The organism is Pandoraea iniqua (assembly GCF_902459685.1).
GTDB lineage: Bacteria > Pseudomonadota > Gammaproteobacteria > Burkholderiales > Burkholderiaceae > Pandoraea > Pandoraea iniqua.
The window spans coordinates 1,289,735-1,308,188 of the sequence record NZ_CABPSF010000001.1; the positions used below are offsets into that span (position 1 = coordinate 1,289,735).

General features: G+C 65.1%; 6 protein-coding genes and 1 rRNA gene. All 7 read left to right on the top strand.

The window, feature by feature from the left end:
- Window positions 1-2: 2 nt before the first annotated feature.
- Window positions 3-749 carry a hypothetical protein gene (locus tag PIN31009_RS05750; RefSeq protein ID WP_174996971.1) on the top strand — a complete coding sequence of 249 codons (747 nt, stop codon included), beginning with the start codon at window positions 3-5 and terminating at the stop codon, window positions 747-749.
- Between the two features lie 75 nt (window positions 750-824).
- Complete coding sequence (locus PIN31009_RS05755) at window positions 825-1,436, top strand: YbjN domain-containing protein (protein WP_150789577.1); 612 nt, start codon at window positions 825-827, stop codon at window positions 1,434-1,436.
- 398 nt (window positions 1,437-1,834) lie between these two features.
- Window positions 1,835-2,554 carry an STN domain-containing protein gene (locus PIN31009_RS05760; protein ID WP_150789578.1) on the top strand — a complete coding sequence of 240 codons (720 nt, stop codon included), beginning with the start codon at window positions 1,835-1,837 and terminating at the stop codon, window positions 2,552-2,554.
- Window positions 2,555-3,070, top strand: a complete 516-nt coding sequence (locus PIN31009_RS05765; protein ID WP_087689166.1) for an RNA polymerase sigma factor — start codon at window positions 2,555-2,557, stop codon at window positions 3,068-3,070.
- Between the two features lie 76 nt (window positions 3,071-3,146).
- On the top strand, window positions 3,147-4,157 hold the full coding sequence (locus tag PIN31009_RS05770; protein ID WP_150789579.1) for a FecR family protein: 1,011 nt from the start codon (window positions 3,147-3,149) through the stop codon (window positions 4,155-4,157).
- A 227-nt stretch (window positions 4,158-4,384) separates the two neighbouring features.
- Window positions 4,385-17,560, top strand: a complete 13,176-nt coding sequence (locus PIN31009_RS05775; RefSeq protein ID WP_174996973.1) for a filamentous haemagglutinin family protein — start codon at window positions 4,385-4,387, stop codon at window positions 17,558-17,560.
- Window positions 17,561-18,209: 649 nt separating this feature from the next.
- Window positions 18,210-18,454: ribosomal RNA gene (locus tag PIN31009_RS05780) — 16S ribosomal RNA — on the top strand; the annotation flags it as partial.

Consider the following 18,454-nt stretch of genomic DNA (forward strand, 5'->3'; position numbering starts at 1 on the left):
TCATGAGTCAACAGCCCCCGCGCGCGATGTCGCGTCTGGCGTCAGGTGTAGCCGCCGCGGTGCTGCTTGCCGCGTGCGCTGCCGCCTCGGCGCAGACGCCGCAGGGCGCACCGACGATGGAAGAGCGTCTGCGCACGCAACTGCGCAGCACGACCGAGCAGCTCCAGCAGGCGAAGAACGAACTCGCCGCGCTCAAGGCCGGTGGCGCTACGGCCGGCGCCGCCGGCAAAGAGTCGCCCGAAGCGTTGAAGAAGGCGCTCGACGAGGCGCAGCAGCAACTGGCCGCTGAGCGTCAGGCGCGCGAGCGCCTCGCGCAGGACGCCCGCGCTTCGCAATCGGAAGTGAAGTCGGTGGCCGATAAGGCCAACACGCAGATTGCCCAGTATCGCAACGCCTACGACGAGTTGCTCAAGCTCGCCCGGCAGGCCGATGCGCAGCGCAAGCATCTCGCCGACGAGACGGCTGCACAACGTGTCGCGCTCACGATGTGCAAGGAGAAGAACGATCGCCTGTATGCCGTCGGACAGGAAATCCTGACGGCCTACGAGACGATGGATGTGGCGACCGTGGTCGCGGCACGCCAGCCGTTCGCCGGGCAGGCCCGAGTGAAGTACGAGCGTATCGCGCAGGAGTACGGCGACAAGCTCTACGAGGGCAAGTTCGACGAGCAGCAGGCCGCTGCCGCCATTGCCGCCAAGCCTGCCGAGACCGCCGCAGCCACGGCGTCGGCACCGGCTGCATCGCAGTAATACCGCGCGTGACGAGGGGCGTCGACGGCACCCCTCGTCCTGAATTCGCATAACGATAGTTTGAGGACCACTGGCATGAACGAAGAGAACACGATGCAACACGACAACTACGACAGCCAAGACGCCGGGCGAGCCGGTGCGCCGACGTCTTCGAGCACGTCGCCGCTCGCAGGCATCATCACCTTTGTCACGTCCGCTCAGGTCGCCGAAGCCATTCGCGCTGCCGGTTGCGCGGTGACCGTGCAGCAAGACGATCTGGTCACGCGCCTGCATAGCGCGAGCCACGGCATCGGCTACCAAGTGCACTGGGGCAATCAGGCCGGCGCCGACGAGTATCTCGATTTCACGCTGAGCTGCCCGCTGCGTGTGCAGGGCGGCGATCTGCCCGAAGGCCTCATCAACGAGTGGCATCGCTCGCGCCGTTTCGCCCGCGTGGCGGCGCACGGCGAGTTTCTCGTGCTGGAAATGGACGTCATCGTGGCAGGCGGCGTTTCCCCGGATTTCCTGAATTTCTCGATGCGTCTCTGGGTCGAGATGATGGGACAGTTCTTCCTGCACCTTCGCAACTTCACGCAGCAGTCGACCGGCCAGATCGCCGGTGATGAAGCGGCGGGCGAAGGCATCTCTGCTGCGCCGGGCGACGTGCTCGCGAGCGGCGATGGACAGGCACCGATGACGCTTAACTAAAGCGTCGCCGCGCGACGCATCTTTTGTGTGTTTCTCGCCTGAGCCTCGGGAACCTCCCGCGCGCGGCTGTATCACGTCCAGTTAGACGACTGGTTGGCCCGTAACCTGCCCGTACCCCGTGGCCGTGTTACGGGTTTTTTTCGTTGCTGCTGCGTCAGGACTCCTGATTTTTCGGCGATATCGGGAGATGTTGAGAAACATTTCATGACGATCGGTGGCACTGTCAAAGTACGGTCACAATCCGACACCAGAATCCTCAGGAATTCTTACAAATTATTCGTGGATCCACGGGGAAACGGCGATCGCCTGCGGGCATCGTCGCGTGCTTTGCTTGCCGCAGAGGTCCCGCCACTTCCGATATTTCCGACCGCCTGCCATGCAAAGGCCAACCGCCCGACATGATTGCTACTGCTCGCTCTCCACGTTTGCGCTTCGCGGCTGCGAGCGTTCTGGCGGGCTGGCTGCTGGGCGGCATGTTCAGCATGGCACTCGAATGTGCCGTTGCAGCGCCGCTTCAGGCGCAGTCGTTTGATCTCCCGGAGCTGCCTTTGAAGGACGCGCTCGCCCGCTTCGATGCGCTGACCCGCATGTCTGTCTTCTACCCGTCTGCACTGGTGGAAGGGCGTCGCTCGCACGCCGTCTCGGGGATCTACTCGCCGGGCGAAGCGCTCAACGAATTGCTCGAAGGCACCGGCGTGATGGCTGAAGCCACGGCGCAGAACGCGTTCGTTCTCGCGCCGCTGGGGCGTGCTGATGCCGATACACAGGGTGAGACGGACCGTAGTGCCGCCCGTGCCGCCACCGACTATCACGCGCGTTTGCAGGGCAAGGTATTGCAGGCGTTGTGTGCGGCGCCGTCGCTCTCGCCGGGCGAGTATCGATTGGCCATGACGGTTCAGGTTGGCCCGAACGCGCGGGTGGCGCAGGTGCGTTTGCTCGATACGACCGGCGACGGCCGTCGCGACGCCGCCATCTTGCGTCGTTTGCAGGGCCTCGATGTCGGCAGCGCGCCTGCCGACACGTCGCGGCCGTTCGTTCTGCTTCTGGTGAGCGCCGATTGTCAGGCGACCCAGCCCACATGTGCGCATTCGCCGTGTCAGGCGGCAACGGAGCGATAGATGGCCGATACGCCCCGATCTTTCCTGCGCGATTTGCTGACGCAGCGGTATGAGGACCTCAAACGTAAGCTGACGTGGCGTCTCGGGTCGGCGGAACTCGCGAGCGATGCGCTGCACGATACGTGGGTGCATCTCGATGACCGGGCCGACCGTCAGAACGACGTGAAGAGTCCCGGCGCGTACCTGATGCGCATCGCCATGAACATGGCGTTCGACCGTGTGCAGCGCGAACGCCGGTACATGAGCGACGACGAGATCGATGCCCTCATGACGGAGTTCGTGGACCCTGCGCCGGGCCCCGCGCAGACGGTCGAAGCGCGCGACGAGATTGCGCTGCTTGAACGGTTGCTTGCCACCCTGCCGCCACGCCGCCGGGCGATCTTCATCGCCGTGCGGGTGCACGAGATGTCCAACGAGGACGTGGCGCGCCGCTTCGGTGTGTCGCCGCGTCTGGTCGGCCTTGAACTCAAACGCGCCCACGAGTACTGCGTGGCCCACATGCCGAGGTCGGAATGAACGAAGGATTGCCGATGGCGTGCGGGAAAACCGTCTCATGGAGTGAGACCTTCTGTCTCGTGCGAGAGGTGACGCCATGAGTTCTCGACCCGAAGCCAAGTTGCCGCCGAAGCGGCGTCTCGACACGCTCGAGCGTCAGGCCATGACGTGGGTGCGGCGCATGGCGGCCGGTGAGATGACGCATGCCGATGGCGATGCGCTGCGCGAATGGGCGCGGCGGGACCCGAGCCATGCGCAGGCACTTGCGGACGCGCGCCGTCAGTGGCAACACCTCACGCAAGCGGCCCAGCAGACGGCTTCTGCACCTTGCACGGCACCGGCAAAGCCGGCGGCACAGGAACGAAAATCCTCGCGGGGCTTCGATCCCCGTCGACGCTGGTGGTTGGCCGGAACGGCTGGCGCGTTCGCGACCGTCGCGGGCGTGGCGGTGATCGGTGGGCCGCTCGGACTGTTGCCGGGCACGACGGCCCTGCGCGCGGATTACAGCACCGGTACCGGCGAGCAGCGCACGATCGCGCTGGCCGGCAACGTGTCCGTTGAAATGAATACGCGTACCAGCATGGCGTTGAGCGCGGGCACAACGCCCGGCATCAATCTGCTGGGGGGCGAAGCGGCGGTCGATACCACGCGCGCATCGGCACCGTTCGAAATCGTCGCGGGGGCCGGGCGTACGATTGCCCGCAGTGCCCGGGTGGAAGTGCGCAACGTAGCGCAGAAAGTGTGCGTGACGTGTATCGAGGGCGTGGCCGACGTCGTGCATACGGCGGGGCGCGTGCAATTGCGCGCGCGCCAGCAACTGGTCTACGACGAGCGCGCTTTGCAGTCGCTCGTGAACGTTGGCGACAACGACATGCCGGCGTGGCGCGATGGGTATCTGCGCTTCGCCGAAGTCCCGCTCGGTGAGGTGATCGACGAGATCAATCGCTATCGGCCGGGCAAGGTCGTGCTGGTGAACGACAAGGTGGCTGCACGGCCGGTGACGGGGCGCTTTGCCATTCGCTCGCTCGACGTGGCGCTGGGTCAGATCGAGCGTTCGCTGCAACTCTCCGCACACACCTTGCCGGGCGGCATCGTCCTGCTCGGTTGAACGTGCACGTTGTGCTTCGTTGTGCTTCGTTGTGCTTCGTGACGATCGGATCGTGTCACGAAAGATTCAAATAAATCCTTGCCGATTGGCTCGCGCCGAACGGTCTTAATCCCGAGAGCGTCAAGCGTTCGCATCGCTTGAACGAAAACTTGCCAGGGCCGTCGCTGGCGTTGTCGCGAGACAACGTCCCACGGCCGCACGAGACGCCAGACGGGATTGAGATGACCATGCACAAGCGCGTAGTTTCCCTATCAACACGCACGCGGGCCAGCGCACGTCTGCCGCGCATTCGGCCGCTGGCTCAGGCCGTCGCCGTATTCGCCGCGACTAGCGCCATGATCGGCGCGGCACAAGCGCAACAGGCCTTCAGCAACGGGTGGTTTGCCGCGCGCGGTGCGGCGCAATCCACGGCCGCGCAGACGGGCCGCTTGCCGAACGGCATGCCGGTATCGTCGCTGCAAAATCCCAGCGAGCAGCAGCAACGCGCCAATCAGGCGCTGCAAAATTCGATCGCCAATCTCGCCACTGCCGCACAAGGCATCGCGGCGATGCAGGCCGCGCAGACTGCCGCACGTCAGGCGGCCGCTGCAACACCGGAGACGATTCCCGACGGTCTGGCCGACGGTGGCCTGAAGGTCGACACCAATAGCCTCACGGCGGGCTGGATCAACGCGAAGAAAGACATCGCGCAGAGCCGCGACGCCGCGGGCAACACCAAGGTGGCCATCGAGCAAACGGGTGAGAAGGCGATCCTGAACTGGGAGACGTTCAACGTTGGCCGCCGCACGACGGTCGAGTTCGTGCAGCAGCCGGGCTGGGCTGTGCTCAACCGCGTGAACGATCCGCTGGCGCGTCCGAGTCAGATTCAGGGGCAGATCAAGGCTGACGGCACGGTCATGATCGTCAACCGCAACGGCATTCAGTTCACGGGCACGGCGCAGGTCGATACGCGCAATCTCGTGGCGGCAGCCGTTGGCATGACGAACGATCAGTTCAATCGCGGGATCTACGGCGCGGCCGTGTCCGGCGCGACGGTGCCGACCTTCGCCAACGACCTTCAGGTAAGTGGATCGAGCGTGTCGCACACGGGCGCTACCGCCAACGTGACGGTAGACGCGGGTGCCCGCATCAATACGCGGCGTCCGCAGTCGGTGACCGAGGGCGGCGGCTACGTGCTGCTGCTCGGGCGCGAAGCGCACAATCGCGGCACCATCGTCACGCCGTCGGGGCAGACGGTCGTGGCCGGCGGCGATTCGTTCGTGATCCGGCGCGGTGTGGGTACCGACGGCAATCTGAATTCCAGCACGCGCGGCAATGAAGTCGAGCCGAAGCTGTTGCCCGGTTCGACAGCGGGTCGCGTCAGCAACAGTGGGCTGATTCTGGCCGAGCTTGGTGACATCACGCTCGCGGCCCGGCAGGTCGAACAAAGTGGCGTGCTGGTTTCGAGCACTTCGGTCAATACGCGCGGCACGATTCACCTGACGGCCAACGGCGATGCGAATGCGCTGGTGCGCGTTGCCCCCGGCGCCATCAACGCCATCGTGCTCGACACGTCGAGCGATGCGGCACTCGATGCGCAGCGCACCACGCTGCTGGCGCAGGCCGACAAGGTCGCGGAGTTGGGGCTTTTCAATCGCCGCGATCAGTCGCTCGTGCAGATCGTGTCGTCCGGCGACGTGTTGTTCGACAGCGACTCGCTCACGCTGGCCACGGGCGGCCAGATCAACGTGCTCGCCACGCGCCGCGCGATGGCGATGGAGCGCGCAAAGCTCGATGTCTCCGGCGCCGTGGGCGTGAAGATGTCGATGTCGGCCAACAATCTCGAAGTCAATGTGCAGGGCAACGAGCAACGTGATGCGCCGAGCAATCGCGACACGCACATGCTCAACAACCTGACCGTCTACATCGATCGACGCTATCTGGTGCGCGTGCCCGCCGGAACGCAGGGGTACACCACCGATCGTTGGTACACGCAGGGCGGCCTGCTGGAGGTGAGCGGCTATCTGAACACGGCCTCGCACGGCATTGGCGAGTGGGCGGCACAGGGCGGCACGGTGCAGTTGGGCGGCGCAGAAGTGGTTACGCGCGCCGGCTCGCTCATCAATCTGGCTGGCGGCACGCTCGACGTGCAGACCGGCATGATCCGGCAAAGCTGGCTGCGGGGCGCCGACGGGCAGTTGTATCGCGTTGACAATGCACCGGGCGATCTTCGTTATCTCGGTGTGTATCGCGGCTTCGAGCTCGAACACGCTCGCTGGGGGAAGGGCACCACCGAGAGCTACGCCACGCTATTCATCGCGCCGGGGCAGCGTCTGGAGAACGGTTACACGGTCGGGCGCGACGCCGGGCGGTTGATTGTTTCAGGGCCGTCGGTCGTGCTTGAAGGCGATGTCGATACGGCGGTCTTTCAGGGGCCGCGACAGACACAAGCCGCTGACCGAGGGCTTTACGACGGGTATCTGCAATCGCAGCTTGCTGCTCCGCGTGCCGGTCAACTGGTTGTCGGCAAGCTCACGCCGTACTACGACGACGTTTCGCTCTCGCTGCGCGACAGCCCGTCGGCTATCGCACGCACCATCGATGTCGGCGACGTTCAGGCGCTCGCGGCAACGATTGCGCAGGGAAGCCCGCTGGATGCGCAGCGCGCAGGAAAGATCACGATCGACGCCGACTGGCTCAATCGCCAGCAATTCGGCGGCGTGAAGCTGTTGGCAACGGACGAGGTCACGCTCTCGCGCGACATTCGCGTGGCGGACGGCGGCGATGTGGGCCTGCATGCTACGCGTGTGAACATCGGCGCGAATATCACCGCGCGTGGCGGCTCGATTGCGGCGGGCAACGTCGTGATGCGCATGCTGGCGACGTCTGGCAACGGCACATGGGGCGACTCGCCCCTGACGGACCCGGCGTTCGTGACGGGCGGCCAGTCGGTCAAGGTGGCGAGTGGTGTGACGCTCGACGTGCGCGGGCTGTGGGGCCGGGCGGACGACGGCGAGGCAGGCATCCACGGTATGCCGTATCTCAACGGCGGCAGCGTCGTGTTTTCGACGACCGGCGACGTGCGGGTGCAGCAGGGCAGCACCATCGATGTGTCGTCGGGCGCTGCCCTGCTGTCGGGCGGCACGGTGCGCGGTGGCAAGGGCGGCAACGTCTCGCTGCTCGCGAGTCAGTACGACGCGGCCGGCAAGAACAACGGCGAACTGCATCTTGACGGCGCACTGCGTGGCTACGGCGCGAGCGGTGGCGGCACGCTGACCTTGAACACTGGCAACAGCGTTGTGATCGGTGGCCCGGCTTCGGCGGTCGCCTTGCGCGATACGTGGTTAGACACCTCGCTTTTCTCGACCGGATTTTCGCGTTACGACGTGACCGGCCAGCGCAATGTGACGGTGGCCGACAACACGCGCCTCGATGTCGTCATGCCGGTGCTGAACATCGATAAACAAGCGGCAGGTGGCGCTTTCAGTGGCAGCGACCCGTCCGGCGTACTGTCGGTCTTGCTGGCACCCGTCTGGCAAAGCGATGCCGCGAAGGGTACCCTCACGCAACGTGGCGGGGCCGACATCGCGCTGTCCGCCGGTGCGATGCGCAAGCGCGGGCAGTTGAGCGTCGGCGAAGGCGCGCGGATTGAAGTGGACCCCGGCCGCAGCATTACGCTGACGGGCAACGGGCAGATGACAGTGCTTGGCACGCTCCGGGCTGTCTCGGGCACGGTCAGCCTGTTGCCCGGCTTGTTCAGCGCGACCGACGGGTATGACGGCCCCGAGGGGATGTTCACCCCGACATCGATCTGGCTGGGCGGGAATTCCGTGATCGATGTGGCCTCGCGGGCGGTCGTGGCGCAGGGTGCGTCGGGCGCGATTTCCGGCAAAGTCGCCGCAGGCGGCACCATCCAGATCGGCGCGAAGTATGTGGCGGGAGCCACGCAAGTCGATGCGTCCGACGCGTTCGTGATCGTGCGCCCGGGGGCGCAGCTCGATGCGTCGGGCTCGGCGGCGGACATCGATGTGCCGGGGCAGGGCCGCACGCACGTGGTCAGTAACGGTGGGGTTATCTCGCTGGCGTCGGGCCGCGGCCTCTATCTCGACGGCGACATGAAGGCGGCAGCCGGTGGTGCAGGTGCCGCGGGTGGCACGCTGAACGTCGTGCTGGAGACGCTCACCTACGGCATGGTCGATCGCGTCACGTTGCGCGGCCCCATGGTGGATGATTCCGTCCGTGTCGCGCACGAGTTGACCGTGGCGCAAACGCAGGGCAACAGCCGGCTCTCGGATACGTTGGCCCCGGGTTCGCTCGGCGGCGGGCTGACGATGGGTAGCGCTCGCATCGGTGTGGACCGTGTGACAGCGGGCGGGTTCGACAACCTGGCGTTGTTCGCGAACGGGATGATGAGTTTCGACGGCAACGTCAATCTGGCGCTCGGTCAGAGCCTTCGCCTGACGGCGAGTTCGTTTGGTCTGGCGACGACCGCCGCACCGGACACACAGGTCCGACTCGCCGCGCCCTATGTGCAACTCGCCGGCCCGACGCGCCAGCAGATCGACAACTACATCATTCCCAATCCGGTGAGCGGGTCGAAGAACTCGGGGCAGGGGTCTGGAACACTTGGCGCGCCGTTGTTGGCCGAGAAGACAAAGTTCGAAGTCGACGGCGCGCTCATCGACGTAGCGGGCCGGATGCAGTTCGGCACGGCGGGGACCATCGAGACCAACGCAGGGACGCCTGTCAGTGTCTTGCGCAATGCCTTCGGTAACGTCGCGTTGCGCAGTACCGGCGACCTTCGTCTGCTCGACAAGACCGAAGTCTATTCGCCCGGCGACATGACGTTGGCCGCAGTGCAGATCTATCCGGGCCAGAATGCCACCGCAAAGATTGTCGTGGGGCAGCGCAGCTATCCGAGCGATTGCTGCGTGCGTACGACGAGGCTTGACCCGGATCGTGTGCTGACCGTCGAGCGCGTTGGCGACAGTTTGGTGCCGCAACCGTACTCGCTGTTCGGCCGTATGACCCTTCTGGCAGGGCAGATTCGTCAGGGCGGCGTGTTGCGCGCCCCGATGGGGGGCATCGTCTTCGGTTCATCGCTCGACACGGAAGCCAACGGCGTTCTTCACTTGTTGCCGGGCAGCGTGACGTCCGTGAGTGCCAACGGACTGGTGATGCCCTATGGCGGCACGCTCGACGGATTGAGCTATCTCAATGCTGCCGCAGACGCGGTGTACGGGCTGGCGGGCGGTGGGCCGTCGGTGATTGTGTATAGCCATTCGGTCGCTGCGGACCCGGGCGCCGTGATCGACTTGTCGGGCGGCGGTGAAATTCGCGGCGCGGCGTTCCTGACCGGGCGTGGCGGCTCTACCGACGCGCGTCTCGCGCCGCTCATGCAAGTGGTGCAGACCGGCACGAAGGGAAGTTTCCGTCTGCCGTCGCTCTCTTCCAATCCGGTGTACGCGATCGTGCCCGGCGCGCAACCGGCTTATGCCCCTGTCGTGGGCGAGACCGGGGCCGGTGCCCCGCTCGCCGGCCAGCAGATCACCATCGGCGCTGGCGTGCCGGGACTGCCGGCGGGCACTTACACGCTGCTGCCGTCGACGTTCGCGCTGCTGCCCGGCGCGTATCGCGTGGAGTTGCAGACGCAGGCCGTCTCTCAGGCGGGGTTGGCGCCGGTCGCCATGCGTAATGGGTCGCTGACGCTCCCGGCGCAATTGAGTGTGAACAATACCGCCATTCGCAATGCCACCCCGACGCAGGTCGTGCTCACGTCGGCGGATGTCCTGCGGACCTACTCGCAGTACAACGAAATGAGCTATGCGGACTTCGCGCGCGCCACGAGTGATCGCGTGGGGGCGCCGCGTTCGCTGCTCGAGGCAGACGCCAAGCGCCTTGATCTCATGTTCTTGCCGGACATTTATTGGGGCAAGGTTGGCGACACGCCCGCGTTGCGCTTCGAGGGTACGGTCAATGTCGCACCGGCCAAGGGCGGCTACGGCGCGAGCCTGCTGGTGAACGCCGACAACATCGAGATTATTGGGGCAGGCGCGACGCCCCGGCAGGGCGACAGATCGTTGATCTCACTCAAGGCCGACGATCTGAACGCCATCGGCGCAGCACGTGTCGGGATCGGTGCGTTGCCGGTTGTGTCTCAGGACAACTCGGGGTCGATTCTCAATGCCACCACGGCGGGGTTCTCCGGCCGGGCGAATAACGTGGTGCTGCGCGGCGGCGCGGTGCTTCGCGGCAGCGAAGTCTTCATCGTGACGAGCTCGCCGACCAGGGGCATCACCATCGAGCAGGGCAGTGGCATCAATACACTCGGCTACGGCGTGTCGATGTGGGATTCGACGTTGGGGTATACCTACGCGCCGGGCGCGGCGGGGGTGCTCGCGGTCTCCAATGGACGGCTCTCCATGCTCGCACCGGTGGCGTCCACGATTGGCGATTCGTTCGGGGCGGGTTATATCGACCTCGGCGTTTGCGCGGCGGGCGCGGCATGTTCGGGCGAATCGCTGCTGCTCTCCGAAGGGTCAATTGCGGTGGCGACCGACAAGCGGTTCACGATCTCCGATGCCGTGCGCTACGGCACGCGTCAGTTGTCGCTCGCCGTCGGCCGGGTCAATGTCGGCGATCAGGCGTCGCTCGACGCCCTCGCGGCGGACGGACGTCTGGCCGCCGGTCTTACGCTCAACCAAGCGGTGCTCTCGCGGCTGATGCGTGGCGACAGGCTGTATGGCGCGCCTGCGCTGGAAAGCCTTTCTCTCATCGCGCGCGAATCGATCAACTTCTACGATTCCGTCGAACTCTCAACCATCGACGCAGCGACGGGTAAATCGACCATCGATACGCTCGTGTTGGGTACGCCCGCCATCTTCGGGTACGGGACGAGCGATGCGATCGCACGCATTCGTACCGACCGGCTCGTGTGGACCGGATCGAAATCGCCGGCGGGTGCCATCGTCGCGGGCGGGGCGGGCACCGGCAGCGGGCGGTTGTCCATCGATGCGCGCGAAATCGAGTTCGGCTTCGGGCCGGCCACGCAGTACGACGTCAATCACGACATGAACCGGATGGCCGTCGGCTTCTCGACGGTGGCGCTAAACGCCAGCGAGCGCGTGAGCGCCAACCAGAAGGGAACCCTGTCCGTCTATCGTTCGCAGAATGGGTGGAACGATCAGAAGCAGAACTTCGACTACAGCGGGGGCGACATCGTTATCGATACGCCGCTGCTCACGGGCGCGGCGGGATCGGTGAACCGGTTCGTCGCGGGTGGCAATGTGTCGGTATCCAACGCCAGTGCGCGCGCGAAACCCGTGGTCGAGAACGGCGCACTGGTCGCAGCGCTCGGCGCAGAGGTCGGACTGACGGCGGGCGGTGCTGCCACCATCGACACGAATGTCGTGCTGCCGAGCGGCCGACTGACGGTGGCCGCTCAGGGCGATGTGACGCTGGGTGACGGCGCGCAGTTCGATCTCGCCGGGCGCAAGCTCGATTTCTTCGACACCAGCAAATACAGCTGGGGTGGCGATGTGGTGGTGTCGAGCGCGAACGGTAACGTGCGCCAGACGGCGGGTTCGCGCATCGATTTGTCGGCGGTGGAGAACCGGGCCGGCAAGCTCAGCGTTTCTGCGTTGTCACCGGCGGGCGGTTTCGTGTCGCTGGCGGGCAAGCTGCTCGGCAGTGCCAGCGGGCGTTACGACGCGGGCGGCACGTTCGTGCCGTTCTCGGCGGGCGGTGTGGATATTCGGGCACAGCGCATCGACGACTTCGCGGCGCTGAACGCGCGTTTGACCGAAGGCGGTGTCTTCGGCAGCCGCAGCTTCCAGACCAAGCAGGGCGATCTCGTCGTCGGCGACGAGCTCAAGGCGCGTGAGATCACGCTGTCGATCGACGGCGGGCGGCTCGATGTGCTCGGCCGTGTCGACGCGAGCGGCGCACAGGTGGGCACGATTCGTCTGTCGGCGCGCGATGGTGTGACGGTTGGCGGCAACGCCGTGCTCGACGCGCACAGCACGACACTGCGTCTGGACAGCTATGGTCAGCCCATCGAGGCGTCCAACCGTGCGGTCATCGAGATCAACGGGGCGCAGGGGCGCGTGGTGCTGGCCGATGGCGCACGGCTCGATGTGCGTGCCGGTACGAACGATAAGCGTGGCACGCCGCTCTCGGCAGGCACGGTCGAGATCAGCGCTAAGCGGCTCGGCGGCGCGAACGAGGCGCTAGGCAACGACATTGCCATCGACGCGGGCGGCAACGTCGTGATCGACGGTGCGCGCTCGATTACGGTCAACGGGATGTTCCGCGACACGAAAGCACCGGCAGGCACAGACGTGACGGTCGACGGCCGTCCGTATCAGGTCGTCAATCAGGCGTATCTGGATGCGCTGCACGCGCAGAACGAGACGTTCATGTCGAACGCGCTGGCCAATGGCGCGTTGCTGGCGCGTCTGGCCGGATTGCGCCGCTACACCGACGCGTTCCATTTGCGCCCGGGTGTCGAGGTCGTCAGTGCGACGCCCAATGGCGATATTCACCTCGACGGTGACATCGACCTGTCGCGCTATCGCTACGCGAGCCTGAATCCGAACACGCAGAAGACCGGTGTGTATGGCAGCGGCGAAGCCGGTGCGCTGACGATCCGCGCTGGCGGCAATCTGAATGTATTCGGCAGCTTGAGCGACGGGTTCGACACCAGTAAGCTCACGCCGACCGTCGACAGTCAGGGGTGGGTGCTGACCAGCGGAAAGGCCGGTTGGGGCGGCGATGCCGTGGTGCCGGTGGGCGGACTGGTAACGCTCGCCGCTGGCACCGCCTTCCCGGCGGAACGCAAGCTCAATTACGACGTGCAAGTGGCGGCGGCGAAGCTGCCCGCCGGCACGCGTCTGCCGGCGCGCGCCACGCTTGCCGCCGATCTCACGCTGCCTGCCGGCACCGTGCTCGGGGCCGCCGTGCGCGATGCGGCGGGCAACGTGGTGTATCCGGCCGGTACCGCCCTGACGTCGGCGCTTACCTTGCGCTCCGGTATGCAACTCGATGCCGGGTTGCTGCTGCCCACCGAGGCGTCGGTAGGGGCCATGCGCTGGCCTGCGGGCGCCGTGATGCCGGTGAGCCTGAAGCTTGCGGTCGATGTGCAGTTGCGCAAGGGCGCGATCATTCCCTCCGAGACCGACGTCAAGCTGCCGGGGGGCGTGCTGTTCGTCAACGTTCGTCCGGCAGATGCCGACGGCAATCAGGGGCTGATCCACGCGCTTTCACCGATGCTTCAGGCGGGCTCGGCGTCGTGGTCGTTGCGGCTCATCGCGGGCGCCGACACGTCGGCGGCCGATCCGCGTGCATTGCAGCCGCTGGGCGCCGACGGTCATCTGATTCTCTCGGATACCCATTACGGTATGGGCCAGCTCGATGTGCTCCGGCCGGGAACCGGCACCCTCGGGGTCTGGCGTTGGGGGCCGGATGCCTGGCAAATGGGCGGTGTCGAGGGCGAGATCGTCACAGATGACGACTGGGCGAACTGGGGCGTTTCGACGCCCGCAGACATCGAGATGTGGAACGGATACTACGACGCGTTTCATGTCGTGACGCCGGGGGTCCCCGCCGAGTACGACAAGAAGACGCAGCCCGCGCGTGAGCCGGTCTTCAGCGTGGTGCGCACCGGCACGGGCGATCTCGACATGCTCGCGGCGGGTAACTTCACGATGAACTCGCCGTTCGGGGTCTACACGGCGGGTACGCAGGCGCGCGATGTGACGAGCGCCTATAACCTCGCCCGTGCCAAGGTCAATAACGCATCCGTGCTTGGCGCAGACGGCACATCCTTCGAGAAGTACGTCAGCGGTACACAGAGTCTCTACAGCGCGTGGTATCCGGAGCACGGCGGCAATCTGTTCGTGCGCGCTCAGGGCGATATTCGTGGCGATACCGTTGGCCAGCGCGACGGGTATTCGCGCTCCACAAGCTTCGGCGTGCCGCGAGCGGTGCCGGATTCCGGCAACGTCGGCAATTGGTTGTGGCGACAGGGATCGGGTTCCGCCATCGCACAAGGTGGCGTGCCCGCTGCCTGGTGGATCAACTTCGGGACTTACGCCGTCGGCAAGCAAGCCGGCTACTCGGTGTATGAAACGGCGCCGTTCCTGATCGGCTTCACCGGACTTGGCACGCTCGGCGGCGGCAATGTCGTGCTCGAAGCCGGTGGCAATGCCGGCATGCTGGAGTCGCGCATCGGGCCGGGAAGTGCCGACGGTACGCGTGCGACGGCGCGTAGCGAAGGCCTGAACGTGTCGGTCGGCAGCACCGGGCGCGTGTCGGCAGACGGCTCTCAGATCCAGTTGACGGGGGGCGGCGATCTCGACGTGCGTATCGGCGGCGGGCTGAACCCGGTGCGCGAAGCACGCGCCGTGGTATCGATCGGCGCCGCTGTGAACGATGCATCGGAGTGGCGCAACGGGAATCTGGCGTTGAACGGCACGTTCACAAATCTGCGCGGGGCGACGCGCATCGAAGCGGGAGCGCTTGGCGGTGTCGATACCCGCTTCGGCGCACCCGACTTGCGCGAAGCCCGGGCGCGCGATGTATTCACGGCGCAAACGGCGTTCGCGACCGGCGGACCGACGCTGGTGCTCGGCGACTCGGCGGCGCGCATCGACACGCGCGGCGATCTGGTGATCGGCGGCTACGGTGACGCGACACGCTTGCAGCAGCGAACCAATGGCACGCCGTTCTCGGCGGGCGGTGTCGACTACAGCGGCGAAGGTTTCAGCTGGTTCACGCTGTGGACGCCCTCGACTGCCATCGACTTGTTCAGTGTGGGGGGGAATCTCTCGCCGCTCACCGCGATGGCCGACAATCGCAAAGCGTCGAACTACGCGCCAACCGACGGTCGCTTCGTGCTGCCGGCAACGCTTCGTGCCGTGGCCGCGAACGGCAATATTTACAACGGCTTTTCGGCGACAGCGATTACCGACAGGGCCTCGGCCGTGACCATCGGCGATACCCCTGCGTTGCTGGCGCCCGAGCCCGTCAGTTCATTGTTCAAGGTCGCTACCGATGGCGGGGCGCTCGAGATGATTGCGGGGCGTTCGGTGTATGGGTCGGGTTACCCGATCAGCCGCTCGGCGGCAGATCCGACGGCCCTGCCTACGCCGCAGCATCCGGCGTTTGCCGGCGGTGTGCAAACGGCATGGTTTGGCCGTGTCTTTCTCACCAATGTCAGACAGGACGCGCTGGCACCGGAGCTCATCCCCACCCCCGGGTGGGACTCGGCAACGATATTCCCGATGTTCAGCCTGACCCCGGCGACTGTGTCCGGTTACGACTTCACCGGTATTTCCCCGGCGCGCTTCTACGCACTCACGGGCGATATCGTGGGCCTGCACACCGGCGGGATCGACTATCGCGGCAGCATTCAGCCCAAACAGGGTACCCAGCCGACTTGGTACGAGGGCAACGGCGCAGTGGCCATCCGGGCCGGACGGGACATTGTCAGCTCGGGAACGCCGCTCGGCACCTATCTGGACACCGACAGCCTGTTCGCAGGCTGGACCACGACGCCGGACTTCCGGGACCCGGTGAACAACCCGGGGCGGCCGATGACGGTGGCAAGCACGACGATGCGCGGCAATCTGATCGTGCAGAACTCGGCAGACGATGTCTCCGTGGTGTCGGCGGGCCGGGATATTCTTTACAGCACGTTCTACGTGGCGGGTCCGGGGGTGCTGGAAATCACCGCGGGACGCAACGTGTTCATGGGCGACAAGGCCGAATTGCGCAGTCTCGGCGCGCTTGCCAACGTCAAGGCGGGCGACCGGAGCAATGGGGCGGCGATTGCGGTGGCGGCCGGTGTGGGGCCGAAGGGGCTCGACGGTATCAACTTCAAGGCGTTCGCCGCCCGGTATCTCGATGCGGCGAATCAGGCAGACGGCTCGCGGCCGTTTGCGGATCAGCCGGGTAAGGCGGTGGTCGTGTATGGCGGAGAACTCACGCTCCCGGGTTGGCTGCGTCAGGAGTTTGGCTACGACGGCACTGCCGCCGGGGCCGATGCGTTCCTCGTCCAGAAACAGGCGGAGCTCGACGCGGCAGGTAAGGCGGCGGGCAGCGGCGGCGGCGTGGCGAAGCGTGATCTGCGCAACGAGTTCGGGCAGCAAAGCCAGCTTTATCTGGTGAACTGGCTTGCCACGCGCTTTGGCGGCCGCAATAGCCTTGGCCGTCAATTCGATGCCGCGTCGATGGATGCGCGTCAGTTCTTCGATGCGCTCCCGGCCGAGCAGCAGCGCGCTTATCTGCGTGACGTGTACTTCGCGGAGTTGCGCGCCTCGGGACGTGAGTACAACGACGCCAGCGGCCAGCGTGCAGGGAGCTATCTGCGGGGGCGCGAAGCGATTGCCACGCTGTTCCCCGCGAAGGATGCGTCTGGCGCTGCGATCCAGTACGACGGCAGCCTCACGATGTACAGCAGTGCGCTCTATTACCTTGAGAACATCGGGCGAATCTCGACGACGCGCCCGAAGCCCGGCGTGGCGTATCTGACGCAAGAGCAGTGGGCGGCGCGGGGCAGTCCGGCGTACTTCGTGCCTCACTACGAAGTGCAGGACGCCGGCATTCATACCGACTTCGGCGGCGGGGTGAGCATTCTCACGCCGGGCGGACGCACGCTGGTGGGGGTGGACGGTGGCTTTGTGCCGGGCGAAGGCTCAGGGGTGCTCACGCAGGGACGCGGCAACGTCGATCTGTATGCGCGTGACAGCATCCTGCTCGGTCAGAGCCGTGTGTTCACCACGTTCGGCGGCAATATTCTGGCGTGGTCGGCGCAGGGGGATATCAACGCGGGGCGTGGGTCGAAGTCGACGGTGGTCTACACGCCGCAGCGTCGTGTGTATGACGAACTCGGGTTGGTGTCGTTGTCGCCGACCACGCCGAACACCGGTGCCGGCATCGCTACGCTGAACCCGATCCCGGAGATTCCGCCGGGCGACATCGATCTGATCGCGCCGCTTGGCACGGTCGACGCGGGTGAGGCGGGGATTCGGGTGTCCGGTAACGTGAATATCGCGGCGCTGCGGGTCATGAACGCCGAGAACATTCAGGTGCAGGGCAAGTCCGTCGGCATTCCGACCATTGCCGCCGTGAACGTGGGGGCGCTGACGAACGCCAGTGCCACGGCAGCGCAGGCGGCGGCTGCGGCGCAGGATGCCGTAGCGCGTGACCGGGCGTCGTCGCGCCAGAATCAGCCGTCGATCTTCTCGGTGCGGATGATCGATGCGGCAACGTCTGGCGATGCGGCGGGCAAGCCGCGTGCGGATAACGGCCGGATGTTCCGCTACGATCCGGCGTCGCCCGTGCAGGTCCTCGGACAGATGAACCTGAGTGAAGCGCAGCTGCAGGCGCTCACGCCGACGGAGCGCAGGAACCTGATGCGTTGATCGTCGACGCGCAAGGGTGAGGGAAAGGAAAACGCCGCAGGGGCCGTTGCTTGGCACCTGCGGCGTTTTTCATTGATGGTGCTCGGTGGATCAGGCGTCGATCGCGCGTCACTCACTCACTCGCTATATATAGCGCGACGGAGGGATTTGGTGCCTTTTCAAAATAGTTTCACAAAGTGCTTGCGCAGTTCGTGGAACGTGACTAATATCTCGTCTCTCGCAACGACAGCGACGCAGCGAAAGCAGCGAAGCAGGAAGATGCGACGGGCTGGAAAGCCCGGTGGTTAGTGGTTTTAGAGCTTGTGAGTCGCTACGGCGATGAGCGAAAAGAAGCGAAAAAAACTGTTGACGACGACGAGAAGCTGCGACATAATCTCACTTCTCTGCTGCTGATGCAGCGACGCAGAAAACGAAGCGACGGCGCGGTAATAATGCGACGAAGCGAAGTTCGAAGCGATTGATCTTTAAAAATTGAACAACCGATAAGTGTGGGCACTCGATGAAAAGTGCGTCTGCCTCGGCAGATAAGCTTTAAATTTATTGAGGCTCACATAGTAATAGGTAAGTTAAGTAATTAACTTGTCAGCATACTTTGAGAGCGACCGGTTCAAGTGATTTATCACGAAAAACCGAAAACAGTAACAGGTTTAAACTGAAGAGTTTGATCCTGGCTCAGATTGAACGCTGGCGGCATGCCTTACACATGCAAGTCGAACGGCAGCACGGGTGCTTGCACCTGGTGGCGAGTGGCGAACGGGTGAGTAATACATCGGAATGTACCTTGTAGTGGGGGATAGCTCGGCGAAAGCCGGATTAATACCGCATACGCTCTGAGGAGGAAAGCGGGGGACCTTCGGGCCTCGTGCTACAAGAGCAGCCGATGTCAGATTAGCT

What these genes read in the sequence shown, in the direction of transcription:
- PIN31009_RS05750 (WP_174996971.1), top strand. Translation starts at nt 3, where the DNA reads ATGAGTCAACAGCCCCCGCGCGCGATGTCGCGTCTGGCGTCAGGTGTA.
- PIN31009_RS05755 (WP_150789577.1), top strand. Translation starts at nt 825, where the DNA reads ATGAACGAAGAGAACACGATGCAACACGACAACTACGACAGCCAAGAC.
- PIN31009_RS05760 (WP_150789578.1), top strand. Translation starts at nt 1,835, where the DNA reads ATGATTGCTACTGCTCGCTCTCCACGTTTGCGCTTCGCGGCTGCGAGC.
- PIN31009_RS05765 (WP_087689166.1), top strand. Translation starts at nt 2,555, where the DNA reads ATGGCCGATACGCCCCGATCTTTCCTGCGCGATTTGCTGACGCAGCGG.
- PIN31009_RS05770 (WP_150789579.1), top strand. Translation starts at nt 3,147, where the DNA reads ATGAGTTCTCGACCCGAAGCCAAGTTGCCGCCGAAGCGGCGTCTCGAC.
- PIN31009_RS05775 (WP_174996973.1), top strand. Translation starts at nt 4,385, where the DNA reads ATGCACAAGCGCGTAGTTTCCCTATCAACACGCACGCGGGCCAGCGCA.